The sequence below is a fragment of the Pseudomonas lini genome (genome assembly GCF_030812475.1).
In the GTDB taxonomy this organism is placed as follows: Bacteria; Pseudomonadota; Gammaproteobacteria; order Pseudomonadales; family Pseudomonadaceae; genus Aquipseudomonas; species Aquipseudomonas lini_A.
Map to the genome: position 1 here is coordinate 478,668 of NZ_JAUSSR010000001.1, position 12,796 is coordinate 491,463.

The 12,796-nt window shown below is 59.4% G+C and carries 11 protein-coding genes; 8 read left to right on the top strand and 3 right to left on the bottom strand.

The window, feature by feature from the left end; translation table 11 throughout:
• The first annotated feature begins 213 nt into the window (after positions 1-213).
• The 5 genes from J2W17_RS02320 to J2W17_RS02340 all read left to right on the top strand — a co-directional run bounded on the left by J2W17_RS02320 (position 214) and on the right by J2W17_RS02340 (position 4,700).
• Positions 214-447, top strand: a complete 234-nt coding sequence (locus J2W17_RS02320) for a hypothetical protein (RefSeq protein WP_307328566.1) — start codon at positions 214-216, stop codon at positions 445-447.
• Positions 448-665: 218 nt separating this feature from the next.
• Positions 666-1,007 carry a ribonuclease E inhibitor RraB gene (locus J2W17_RS02325; RefSeq protein WP_064678940.1) on the top strand — a complete coding sequence of 114 codons (342 nt, stop codon included), beginning with the start codon at positions 666-668 and terminating at the stop codon, positions 1,005-1,007.
• Positions 1,008-1,509: 502 nt separating this feature from the next.
• Complete coding sequence (locus J2W17_RS02330) at positions 1,510-2,919, top strand: circularly permuted type 2 ATP-grasp protein (protein WP_307328569.1); 1,410 nt, start codon at positions 1,510-1,512, stop codon at positions 2,917-2,919.
• Between the two features lie 12 nt (positions 2,920-2,931).
• Positions 2,932-3,882, top strand: a complete 951-nt coding sequence (locus tag J2W17_RS02335; protein ID WP_307328572.1) for an alpha-E domain-containing protein — start codon at positions 2,932-2,934, stop codon at positions 3,880-3,882.
• Positions 3,879-4,700, top strand: a complete 822-nt coding sequence (locus J2W17_RS02340; protein WP_307328575.1) for a transglutaminase family protein — start codon at positions 3,879-3,881, stop codon at positions 4,698-4,700. Before J2W17_RS02335 ends, J2W17_RS02340 begins: the two co-directional genes overlap by 4 nt.
• Positions 4,701-4,850: 150 nt before the next feature.
• Here J2W17_RS02340 and J2W17_RS02345 read toward each other — a convergent pair whose 3' ends face one another.
• Positions 4,851-5,672 (bottom strand): c-type cytochrome, encoded by an 822-nt coding sequence (locus J2W17_RS02345; protein WP_307328578.1) that lies wholly within the window; start codon positions 5,670-5,672, stop codon positions 4,851-4,853.
• A 620-nt stretch (positions 5,673-6,292) separates the two neighbouring features.
• On the opposite strand from J2W17_RS02345, the gene J2W17_RS02350 reads away from it, so the two are divergent.
• From J2W17_RS02350 to J2W17_RS02360, 3 genes are all read left to right on the top strand, one after another.
• A complete protein-coding gene (locus tag J2W17_RS02350) occupies positions 6,293-7,498 on the top strand; it encodes an acetyl-CoA C-acetyltransferase (protein WP_307328580.1) in 1,206 nt (401 codons plus the stop codon).
• 24 nt (positions 7,499-7,522) lie between these two features.
• Entirely contained in the window at positions 7,523-9,667 is a 2,145-nt protein-coding gene (locus J2W17_RS02355) for a 3-hydroxyacyl-CoA dehydrogenase NAD-binding domain-containing protein (RefSeq protein ID WP_307328583.1), read from the top strand.
• A gap of 93 nt (positions 9,668-9,760) precedes the next feature.
• Positions 9,761-10,495, top strand: coding sequence for an amidotransferase (locus J2W17_RS02360; RefSeq protein WP_307328587.1), 735 nt, complete (start codon positions 9,761-9,763; stop codon positions 10,493-10,495).
• 138 nt (positions 10,496-10,633) lie between these two features.
• On the opposite strand, the gene J2W17_RS02365 is transcribed toward J2W17_RS02360, so the two are convergent.
• Together J2W17_RS02365 and J2W17_RS02370 are read right to left on the bottom strand one after the other, a co-directional pair.
• Positions 10,634-11,605 carry a magnesium and cobalt transport protein CorA gene (locus J2W17_RS02365; RefSeq protein ID WP_307328589.1) on the bottom strand — a complete coding sequence of 324 codons (972 nt, stop codon included), beginning with the start codon at positions 11,603-11,605 and terminating at the stop codon, positions 10,634-10,636.
• A gap of 146 nt (positions 11,606-11,751) precedes the next feature.
• Positions 11,752-12,474 carry a lysophospholipid acyltransferase family protein gene (locus J2W17_RS02370; protein WP_307328593.1) on the bottom strand — a complete coding sequence of 241 codons (723 nt, stop codon included), beginning with the start codon at positions 12,472-12,474 and terminating at the stop codon, positions 11,752-11,754.
• Positions 12,475-12,796 lie beyond the last annotated feature (322 nt).

A 12,796-nucleotide genomic window follows, 5' to 3' on the forward strand; every position in this document is an offset into this window, starting at 1 on the left:
CTGTAGGAGCGAGCCTGCTTGCGATGAACTTGAAGGCGGCGCTTGTTTCCAGACAGCACGCGTCATCGTTCACGTCCATCGCGAGCAGGCTCGCTCCTACAGGGTAATTTGTCAGCATCACACTGACACGCTGTAATCCGTTTTGAACGATCAGTCTGGGCAAAAGTCCAGATACATGTAAGCCCATTTGCGGGTTTGTTCGAGGAGGCACTGATGCAAAAGTGGAAAATCACTTTCGTGGATGATCACGGTGAAACAGTCGACGAAGTCTTCGAGTGCGACGAATGCCCGGACAACGAGCAGGCCGCCAAACTGATCAAGGCCCGTCTCCTTCCTGTCGCTGCCGAACTGGATCTGAATGATCTGGAAGGGCGAACCGCTGATGCGAGCGTCAAAAGTCTCAAGTCCCAGAACAGCATACAAATCCTCGGCATTACTCCCGTCTGAAACACCTCCTGGCACATTCGTGAAACAACCAGGCCTTGGCAGCGCCTCTCTCTTGGGGCTACTCTGCAAGCGAGATCAGCGAACGGATCGCTAAGGTCTGGTCTTGTCAGCTACATGCTTGCTTCCCACCGGCAACATCTTGTCGCATCACTCGCACCAATCGGTTGCGTGTGCCGGGAATACGGAAAGTCTATCCATCAAGTTGAGGGGGACGTTTCATGAGCACAGCCTATCAAGAAGACATCAGCAGCAGCGTGCTGCGCCGCATGAAAGAAGGCGGTTTCGACTTTTCACGATTCCATCCCATCGAGTTCTACGCCATTTTCCCCGACGAGGAGCGGGCACGCAGGGCGGCAGGGCATTATTGTGGTGAATCCCTGAATGCCCAGATCAGCGTGCGCGATGACGGCGCGTGGTATCTGGAACTGAGTAAAGTGATGTACGCCACCTACGACGGTATCGGCGACTTCGAGCAGGACTTCGAGGCCGTGGTAGAGCCTCTGGGCGGGATCATCGAAGGCTGGGGCGTCAAGCAGGAGGTACGAGGGCGACTCGCATAACACTATGAACAGCGACAACATCCACTAACGGCTGACCTTCGGGTTGGCCGTTTTCGTTGTGCCCATCTTGAAACCGCTCACGGACCGGTAGGAGCTGGCTTGTCGGATCGCCGCACCGCAGCGAAGGCGATCTCAAGATCATTGCAACATCCAGCGGCCCCTTCGCCGGCAAGCCGGCTCTTACGGCGAAGGCGTTCCTGAGAGCAACGCATGACCTAGTGACCCCTTCGCCGGCAAGCCGGCTCCTACGGCGAAAGCGTTCCTGATAGCAACGCATGACCTAATGACCCCTTCGCCGGCAAGCCGGCTTCTACAGACTATGCTGCTGATAGGCGAACATATTGCTTCGCAATGAAGCGGGGGCGATCAGCTTGGGGCGTTTACCGCACAGGATTGGTGCGGTAGTTCTGGCGTCATTATCCAACTGATTGATATCTAAGCGTTTATGCCGATGGCACGGGCCTTGCGAAGGCCTGTAAGTCCGGGTGACAAGGAGTACGGCATGATCCGCACCTATTTTGATGAAATGTACGATGCCGGCGGCCAGGTTCGCCCGCATTACCGGGAGTTTGCCCGTTGGCTGGCCGAAACGCCTGATGAGCTCTTGGCCCAACGGCGACGCGAGGCCGATCTGCTGTTTCATCGCGCCGGGATTACCTTCACGCTCTACGGTGACGAGCAAGGGACAGAGCGCCTGATTCCCTTCGACACCATTCCGCGCAGCATTCCCGCCAGTGAATGGCGGGTCGTCGAACGCGGCTGTATCCAGCGGGTCAAGGCGTTGAACATGTTCCTCGCCGACCTCTATCACGAACAGCGCATCATCAAGGCCGGCATCATCCCGGCCGAGCAAGTGCTGGCCAACGAGCAATACCAGCTGGCGATGCAAGGGCTGGATCTGCACCGGGACATCTATTCGCACATATCCGGTGTCGACCTGGTGCGCGATGGCGACGGCACGTACTACGTGCTCGAAGACAATCTTCGTACACCAAGCGGCGTGAGCTACATGCTCGAAGACCGCAAGATGATGATGCGCCTGTTCCCGGAATTGTTCGCGGCGCAACGCATTGCACCGATAGATCACTATCCGAACCTGTTGCTCGATACTCTGAAAAGCTCAAGCCCGATCGATAACCCCAGCGTGGTGGTGCTGACGCCGGGGCGCTTCAACAGCGCGTTTTTCGAGCATGCGTTTCTGGCCCGGGAAATGGGCGTTGAACTGGTAGAGGGCGCGGACCTGTTCGTGCGTGACGACAAGGTGTTCATGCGCACCACGGACGGGCCCAAAGCCGTCGACGTGATCTACCGGCGCCTTGACGATGCCTTCCTCGACCCGCTGGCGTTCAATCCGGACTCGATGCTCGGCGTCCCGGGGTTATTGTCTTCCTACCGATCCGGCAATGTGGTGCTGGCGAATGCCATCGGCACCGGGGTCGCGGACGACAAGTCGGTGTACCCCTTCGTCACCGATATGATCCGTTTCTATCTGGATGAAGAACCGATCCTGAAGAATGTGCCGACGTGGCAGTGTCGTAATCCCTCTGAGCTGTCCCACGTCCTGGCCAATCTTCCAGAGTTGGTGGTCAAGGAAACCCAGGGTTCAGGCGGCTACGGGATGCTGGTGGGGCCGGCGGCGACGGCGGTGGAAATCGACGCCTTCCGCGCGCGGATCAAGGCCAAGCCCCACGCGTACATCGCGCAACCGACCTTGTCTTTATCAACCTGTCCGACTTTTGTCGAAAACGGCATCGCTCCACGCCATATCGACCTGCGTCCGTTTGTATTGTCTGGCCGCGAAACCCGGGTCGTGCCCGGCGGTTTGACCCGTGTCGCCCTGCGTGAAGGCTCCCTGGTGGTGAACTCCTCCCAGGGCGGCGGCACCAAGGACACCTGGGTGGTCGAGGATTGAAGGAAGCCTGCCATGTTAAGTAGAACTGCCTCGGATTTGTATTGGATGTCGCGTTACCTGGAGCGGGCGGAAAACCTCGCCCGGATGCTCGACATCAGTTATTCGCTGTCGCTGATGCCGCAGGATGGTCGCGGTGACGGTTTGCACGAACTCGCCATGCCGTTGCTGATTACCGGCACCCTGGACGATTACCTGGAGCGCCATGGCGATTTGCATGCCGAGCGGCTGCTGCATTTCTTCGCCCTGGACGCAGCCAACCCGGCGAGCATCTACAGTTGCCTCGGTGCCGCGCGGGCCAGCGCCCATGCGGTGCGTGGGCGGATCACCGCCGACATGTGGGAAAACATCAATGCCACCTGGCTGGAAATTCGCGGGATCGCCGACCAGGGCTTGAGCCGCTACGGCATGAGCCGTTTCTGCGAGTGGATCAAGGAGCGATCCCACCTGTTCCGCGGCGCATCCTACGGCACCATCATGCGTAACGACGCGTTCCGCTTCATTCGTCTGGGTACCTTTATCGAAAGGGCAGACAACACCTTGCGCCTGCTCGATGCCCGCTACGAAATGGCCGGCGACCAGGCCGAAGCGGTCAGCGACGGCACGGCCCACGCCTATTACCAATGGAGTGCGCTGTTGAGGGCCTTGTCCTCGTTCGAGGCCTATACCGAGATCTACCGCGACGCACCCGGTGCCCGGCATGTCGCCGAGCTGTTGCTACTGCGTGCCGACGTCCCGCGTTCGCTGCGGGCCTGTACCGAAGAGATTGACCAGATACTCGCCCAGCTACCGGGGGCCAACGGCCGGCCGGCGCAACGCCTGGCGGCGGAAATAGACGCGCGCCTGCGTTACACCGGTATCAGCGAAATTCTCGACGAAGGCCTGCACACCTGGTTGACCGAGTTCATCCCGCTGGTGCGCCAGTTGGGCAACGCCATTCACAGTTCCTACCTGGAGGCTGCATGAGACTTTCCATTAGCCACGAGACCACCTATCACTACGAAGATCAGGTGCGGGCGAGCATCCAGTATTTGCGACTGACCCCCCACGACAGCGAACGCCAGCACGTGCTCAGCTGGCAACTCGACCTGCCGCGCCCGGTGCGCGCGCAACTCGACCCGTTCGGTAACATCCTGCATGTATTGACCATGGATGAGCCACACGAGGCCATCATCATCGGTGCCCGTGGCCAGGTGGACATCGATGAGTTGCGCGAAGCCGAGCACGAGAGCCAGTCGTCGCTACCGTTCCTGCGTTTCACCCGGCTGACCGAAGCCGACGAAGCCCTGCGCGCATTTGCACAGAAGCAATGCAAGCAGCGTCGGGATCGCACCGCGCTGATCGACTTGATGCATGGCCTGAACCAGCACATGACCTACACCCCGGGCTCCACCGCAGTGGACACCAGCGCCGCCCAGGCCTTCGCCGGGCGTTCGGGGGTGTGCCAGGACCACACCCATGCATTCCTCGCCTGCGCCCGCAGCCTGGGGATTGCATCGCGATATGTGTCGGGCTATCTGTACAGCGAGGACTGCGAACACCTGGCCAGTCATGCCTGGGCTGAAGCCTGGCTCGATGACGCCTGGTACAGCTTCGATGTGACCAATGAACTGGCGCGGCCCGAGCGGCACTTGAAACTGGCGGTAGGCCTGGATTACCTGGATGCCTGCCCGGTACGCGGCATGCGCCGGGGCGGTGGCAGTGAGCAGATGCATGCGAAGGTGTTCGTTTCGCCGACGCCAATGCCGCTGCTGGCGCCTGTGATTTCGGTGCAACAGCAATAACCAGGATCACCACATACCCCCTGTAGGAGCTGGCTTGCCAGCGAAGGCGGCCCACAGTCAACATCGATGTTGAAGTCAGTCCACATCGATATTGACTGTCAGGGCCTCATCGCGAGCAAGCTTGCTCCTACAGGACAGGCGGGGACAATATCAGGGCTTAACCTTGCGCCCCGCCATATGCTTCAAATACCCGACCAACATCTCCAGATCCCCATCCGGCAACACCGCCGCCGTAAACCCGGGCATCTTCGCCTGCGGCCACTGCCGCAAACTCTGCGGGTCACGAATGTAGCGCGTGAGGAACTGCTCCCCGAAGTATTCGGTCGGGTTGAATGGAATATTCAGATCCGGTCCGAACTGCGCATCCCCGGCACCATTGAGCCGATGACAGGCCAGACAGTTCTTCTGAAACAGCGCAAAGCCCTTGTTCACCGGATCATCCGCCGCCAGCGCAGGGTCTGGCAGCAGGGCAGGGAAGCGCTGGGCCACCGGCGCCATGCGCTTGATGCTCGCCACTTCGAACGGCCATTGCTCGGGACTGATATTGCCCGCCTGCGGATCGGTCCAGACCAGATAGAACGGCCCGGCACTGTGCTTGCCTTCGGACAATGCCGGCCAGGGGCTGGCCGGGTCTTCAATCGCCAGCCAGGCCCGCGCACCCTTGGCATTGAGCAGCGGTGCCGCCGACAACTCTGCCGCAAATCCGTCCAGCGCCACGGCTTGAAGGTGATCTGCAGGCTTGATACCTGTTAACAATGCCGCCACGGGAACAGCGCGATAGCTCATGTCCCGCTTGTAGGAAACGTCGTTGGTGATGGTAATGGTCTGCACCTGGGGATGCTTGAGCAATTCCTCGGTCTGCCAGGTGCGACTGTTCGCGCCCAGCTCCAGGTTCAGCTGTGCGGCAAAGACGGGCGTGCTCAGGAGCAGAGCCCCGAATAGAGTAAGCGTTTTCAAGTGATCGCCTTCCATGTCGTGAAGTGCCGTAAAGGTTGGCACACCCACGCTGGCCCGGGTAGCGAGCCAGTCACATTTTTAATGAGGCGATATAAATAACCTGACGCCGTATTTAATAAAGGCCGACTAACCGATCACCTTGGTCAGGTTCGGCAAAATCAACAACAGCGTAGTGGCGAATAGAATGAGCCCGGCTTGACGAACTTTCGATTGTTTGAACATGGCTGACCGCCTTTTTTTTGTTATTTGCTGATGCCTGCCTGCATAGCTCCATGACGGCAAGGCGTTGCACTTCCTGTAGAACGAGCGCCTCGGCAAAACCCGACGACAACTTCGTACAACTTCACATTAGAGCCCGTGTCACCGTTGCTTTAGATCCATTTCGTATGGGGTTGAGTTGAATTCTTCTTAAAAGGATATGAGGCCTATTGCCAGCTTCTTGGGCGGCCTTTTGCTAGACACCTTCGTGTCCTGAATCGGTTAATCCCATAGGTAACTACCGTTCGTCTGAGCGTGAGCGTCAACGCGGCTGAGCGTTGCGGTCATTGAATCCATGACGGCTCGACTTAAGGTGAGAGATCAAATGTCAAAAGATCAATCTTAAGTTCCTACTCACCATCAGGTTCGAGAACGTCATGACCCAAGCTTTGATTTTCGACGCGTTACGCACGCCCCGGGGCAAGGGCAAGCCCAATGGCGCCTTGTACAGCGTCAAACCGGTGAACCTGGTGGCGGGGCTGCTCACGGCGTTGCAACAGCGAACCTCCCTCGACACCCGCCAGGTCGATGACGTGGTGCTCGGTTGCGTAACGCCAGTCGGCGATCAAGGCGCCGACATCGCCAAAACCGCAACCCTAGTGGCCGATTGGGATGTCAGCGTGGCAGGCGTGCAGATTAACCGTTTCTGCGCCTCAGGGCTGGAAGCGGTGAACCTCGGTGCGATGAAAGTCCGTTCCGGCTTCGAGGACCTGGTCGTGGTCGGCGGCGTCGAATCGATGTCGCGCGTACCGATGGGTAGCGACGGCGGAGCCTGGGCGTTGGACCCGGAAACCAATTTGCGTAGTCATTTCACTCCTCAAGGCGTGGGCGCCGACTTGATCGCCACCCTTGAAGGTTTCAGTCGGGACGACGTCGATGCCTACGCACTGCACTCCCAGCAGAAGGCCGCACGGGCGCGCGCGGACGGTTCGTTCAATAAGTCACTGGTGCCGGTGCAGGATCAGAACGGCATCATCCTGCTCGATCACGATGAGTTCATCCGCGCCGAGTCGACCCTGGAAGGCTTGGGCAAGCTCAAGCCGAGCTTCGAGATGATCGGGCAAATGGGCTTCGACGTCACCGCGCTGCGGGTCTACAGCCATGTGGAACGAATCAACCACGTGCACACCCCGGGCAACAGTTCCGGGATCGTCGATGGCGCGGCCTTGATGCTGATCGGTTCCGAAGCCAAGGGCCGGGCATTGGGCCTGCAACCACGGGCACGGATAGTCGCCGCGGCAGTCACCAGCACCGATCCGACCATCATGCTCACCGGCCCCGCGCCGGCGACGCGCAAGGCGCTGGCCAAGGCCGGGTTGCGGGTCCAGGACATCGACCTGTTCGAAGTCAACGAAGCTTTCGCTTCCGTGGTGCTGAAATTCATCAAGGATATGGCCATCGACCCGGACAAGGTCAACGTCAATGGCGGCTCCATCGCCATGGGCCACCCGCTCGGCGCCACCGGGTGCGCGATCCTCGGCACGCTGCTCGATGAACTCGAAACCCGGCGCCTGCGTTTCGGCCTCGCGACCCTGTGCGTCGGCGGCGGCATGGGCATTGCCACCATCATCGAACGCCTCTGAGCCCCGACTTCAAGGAAATTGCGTATGAGCGAAGCCATTCGTTACGAAAAGGGTCTGGATCGGATCGTCGTCCTGACCATCGACATGCCGGGCCAGAGCGCCAATACCATGAACGCGATCTACCGCGAAGCCATGGCCGCTTGCGTCGCACGACTGATTGCCGAAAAGGATGCCATCGTCGGCGTCATCATCACCTCGGCCAGGAAAACCTTCTTCGCCGGCGGCGATCTCAATGAACTGATCAAGGTAGGCAAGCCCGACGCCAAGGCTTTTTACACCATGGTGCTGGACCTCAAGGGGCAGTTGCGCACCCTGGAAACCCTCGGCAAACCGGTGGTTGCCGCGATCAATGGATCCGCGTTGGGCGGTGGCTGGGAAATCTGCCTGAGCTGCCATCATCGCGTGGCGCTGGACGATCCATCCGTGCAACTCGGCCTGCCCGAAGTGACCCTGGGGTTGCTGCCGGGCGGCGGTGGAGTGGTGCGCATGGTGCGCATGCTGGGCATCGAGCAAGCGCTGCCGTATCTGCTGGAAGGCAAGAAATTTCAGCCGCAACAGGCCTTGCGGGCGGGCTTGATCGATGAATTGGCAAAAGATCGCGACGGGTTGATGAGCAAGGCGCGCGCCTGGATTCTGGCGAACCCGACGGCGGTCCAGCGCTGGGACGTGAAGGGTTATCAGATCCCCGGCGGCACACCTTCGAACCCGAAAGTCGCGCAAATGCTTGCCATCGCGCCGTCGATCCTGCGTAGCAAGACCCAGGGCTGCATGCCCGCGCCGGAGAAAATCCTCTGCGCCGCAGTTGAGGGCGCCCAGGTGGATTTCGACACCGCGCACCTGATCGAAACCCGATACTTCACCGAACTGACCACCGGCCAGGTTGCGAAGAATCTGATCGGCACCTTCTGGTTCCAACTCAACGAAATCAATGCCGGCGGTTCGCGGCCCCAGGGTTTTGCGCCCTATGCGACGCGGAAAGTCGGGGTGCTCGGCGCCGGCATGATGGGCGCTGGCATCGCTTTCGTCAGCGCAATGGCCGGTATTGACGTGGTGCTCAAGGACATCAACCTCGCGGCGGCAGAGAAGGGCAAGGCCCATTCGGAGATGCTGCTGGACCAGAAAGTCGCTCGCGGCCAACTCAGCCAGGAGCAGCGTGAAGCGATTCTGGCGCGAATCCACACCACCGAAAGCGATACCGATCTGGCCGGCTGCGACCTGATCATCGAGGCGGTATTCGAAGACCGGGAGTTGAAAGCCAAGGTCTCCTCGGCCGCACAAGAAGTTGTCGGGCCGAAGGCAGTGATCGCCTCCAATACCTCGACCTTGCCCATCAGCGGCCTCGCCACTGCAGTGCCGGACCCGACGAAGTTCATCGGCCTGCATTTTTTCAGCCCCGTAGAGAAAATGCCCCTGGTGGAAATCATCAGAGGCGCCCATACCAGTGACGAAACCCTGGCCCGTGGTTTTGATTACGTCCTGCAAATCAGGAAAACCCCGATTGTGGTCAACGACAGTCGCGGTTTTTTCACTTCGCGGGTGTTTGGCACCTTTACCAACGAAGGCATCGCCATGCTCGGCGAAGGCGTGAGCGCGCCGATGATCGAGACCGAAGCGCGCAAGGCCGGCATGCCCGTCGGGCCTCTGGCAATCTCCGACGAAGTTTCCCTCAGCCTCATGAGTCATATCCGCCAGCAAACGGCCAAAGACCTGCAAGCGGAAGGGAAACCGCTGACTGAACATCCGGCGTTTGCCGTGATTGACTTGCTGCTCAACGAATACAAACGTCCGGGGAAGGCCGCTGGTGGCGGTTTCTATGAGTATCCGGACGGTGGCCAGAAACATTTGTGGTCAGGGCTGAAAAACCGATTCGAGAAAGCCGACGGGCAAATTGCGCCGAGGGACGTGCGAGACCGGCTGTTGTTTGTGCAAGCCATCGAAACCGTGCGCTGCCTGGAAGAGGGCGTGCTGACCTCGACAGCGGATGCCAACGTCGGCTCGATTTTAGGTATCGGCTTCGCGGCCTGGACCGGGGGCGCACTGCAGTTCATCAACCAGTACGGCGTGAAGGATTTCGTCGCGCGTGCCCGGTACCTGGCCGGGCAATATGGCGAGCGATTCGCGCCACCCGCACTTTTGCTGGAGAAAGCCGCCAACGGGCAGGTGTTCTAAGGGACCGATGACGCATTCCGGACTTGCCTCGCCACCCTGTTTCGAGGCACGCTCTGGGTGTGCATTATTCCCATCAAGTGTCAGGTATTTTTTATGTCGTTACGCATCTGCATTCTGGAAACCGACATCCTGCGTCCAGAACTGGTCGATCAGTATCAGGGTTACGGGCAGATGTTCCAGCGTCTGTTTTCGCAACAACCCATCGAGGCCGAGTTCACCGTCTACAACGTGATGCAAGGCGAATATCCCGGCGATGAGCTGACCTTTGACGCTTATCTGGTCACCGGCAGCAAGGCCGACTCCTTCGGTACCGACCCATGGATCGAGACCCTCAGGGCTTATCTGCTCAAGCGCTACGAGCGCGGCGACAAACTGCTGGGCGTTTGTTTCGGCCATCAATTGCTGGCGTTGCTGCTGGGCGGCAAGAGCGAGCGCGCGACCCAGGGTTGGGGCGTCGGCACGCATAGCTACAAGCTCGCTGCCAAGGCGCCGTGGTTGAACCCGGTGCGGGAGGAACTGACGTTGTTGATCAGTCACCAGGACCAGGTGACGTCGCTGCCGGAAAACGCGACGGTCATTGCCTCCAGCGATTTCTGCCCGTTCGCCGCATACCACATCAACGACCAGGTGCTGTGCTTCCAGGGGCATCCGGAGTTCATCCACGATTACTCCCGGGCGTTGCTGGATATTCGGCAGGAGGCGCTGGGCGAGCAGGTGTACAGCAAAGGCATGGCGAGCCTGGAGCATGAGCACCATGGCGCTACGGTGGCGGAGTGGATGATGCGGTTTGTGGCGCATAAGCCAGAAGCTGATGCGGCTAAAAGCTAAAAGCTAAAAGCTAAAAGCTAAAAGCTTCGCTGGCAAGCCAGCTCCTGCAGGGGATCGGTGATCAACGCCAAACCTCTGTAGGCGCTGGCTTGTCGGATCGCCGCACCGCAGCGAATGTCACAGACGCCTCGGTCTCGGCTATAACCACCCGGACCGCTTGAAACTCGCCCACAACCCCACACATCCCACCGCAATAAACCCCAGCACCGCGAAATACCCGTAGTGCCAGGTCAACTCCGGCATGTTCTGGAAGTTCATCCCGTAGATGCCGGCCACCGCCGTCGGGAACGCCAGGATCGCTGCCCATGCGGCAAACTTGCGCTGCACCACACTCTGGCGTGAAGCCTCCAGCAACACCCCGACCTCGATCGTCTGACTGGCAATGTCCGCCAGGGTCGTCAGGTCTTCCATCTGCCGTGTCACGTGGATCTGCACATCGCGAAAATACGGGCGCATGTTCTTGTCGATGAACGGGAAGCTCAGTTTCTGCAGCTCCTCGCCGATTTCCACCATCGGCGCCGCGTAACGGCGCAGGCGCAGGACGTCACGGCGCAGACTGTGGAGTTTTTGAATGTCGCGCTCATTCAGGGAACCGCACATGACGTTGCGTTCCAGCTCGTCGATCTCGGCATGGATCGCTTCGCCCATGGGCTGATAGTTTTCGATCACGAAGTCGAGGATCGCATAGAGCACGAAGTCCTCGCCGTGCTCCAGCAACAGCGGACGCGCCTCGCAGCGCTGGCGGACATAGGCGTAGGAGGCGGAGTGGCCATTGCGTGCGGTTATGATGTAGCCGTTGCCGGCAAAGATGTGAGTCTCGATGAACTCCAGTTTGCCTTCATGGCGGATCGGCGAATAGGTAACGATGAACAGGGCGTCGCCGAAGGTTTCGAGTTTCGGTCGGCTGTGTTTTTCCAACGCGTCTTCGATGGCCAGTTCATGCAGGTTGAACTGGCGCTGCAGATTGAACAGCTCCTGGGCGTTCGGCTCTTCAAGGCCGATCCAGACGAAGTGGCCCGGCTTTGCCGCCCAGGCCGCGCCTTCGTCGAGGGTGATATTGGTGACTTTCTTACCAGCGCTGTAAACCGCAGCAGCAACAACTCTACCCATGATTCAGGTTCACTTCTTGTTCGCAGATGGCAGTGGCAGGCAGTGTTCAGCTTAGCCTTGTCTGCTGCTTGAGAGTCAGCAAAGTGTGCAGAGTTCGCAGGCAAAAGCTCGCGGGCAAAAGAAAACCCGCACCAGGCGGGTTTCTTTCAAGCGGCTTGCAGCTGCCGGTCCATCGAGGCGATGCACTCGCGCATCTGCTCGCGGCACTGCTCGATCAGCAGCGGCATGTCCTCCAGGCTCAATCCCGCCGTAGGAATCGCCGGCAGCGAGCGGATCAGGATTTTCCCACTGCGCCAGCGGTTCAAGCGCATGTGTTTGACGTAAGTGCTGACACACACCGGCACGATCGGCACGCCCGCGGCAATCGCCATCTGGAATGCGCCTTTCTTGAACGGCAGCAACTCTTCACCGAAATTACGCGTGCCTTCCGGGAACACCCAGATCGAAGTCTCTTCATTTTGCAGGGTACGGGTGGTGGTCAGCATCGACTGCCGCGCCTTCTGCGCATTGCCGCGATCAATCAACACATTGCCCGCCAGCCAGAACAACTGGCCGAACAGCGGCACCCACTTCAGGCTTTTTTTGCCGATGCACACGGTACGGCGCGGCACTACATTGCCGAACACGAACAGGTCGTAGTTGGACTGGTGGTTGGCGATGATCACGCAGCTGTCGGGTTTATCCATCAGCGGCCCGACCTCGGCCTTCACCCGCCAGCGTAAAATGCACATTGCCGGCCACGCATACAGGCGCGCGCACAAGCGGCTGTTATCCGGGTTGAACGGGCGGCACAGTCCCAGCAGTACACCAAGCACACCGGTCAGAATAAAATGCAGGCCCATCAAGAACATACGAAACACAAACAGCATTTGGAGGCCCCACCGGGACAAAAGGTGGCGCAGTGTACGGATGTGCACTGTTTTCGGCAATTGCCGCTATAGAGGCAGGAGATGGCCGATGTTTGAGCGCATGTTTCCGATTTGTCCGTCAGACGCGGTTTATGGCTGCTACGGGCTTTTCAACAGGCACGAGATGATCGCTGTGGATTGTGTGTATATCCGTTTCTGCGGTAACGGCCGCTTAGGGTTCCGCCCTTACGGCGGGTCACTTGGAAAAGCGCCAAGTAACCAAGCGCTTTTGCCACTTTCGTTCGGTGCCTCGCCTAGGCTCGGCATGCCCTCGCTCCGGTCC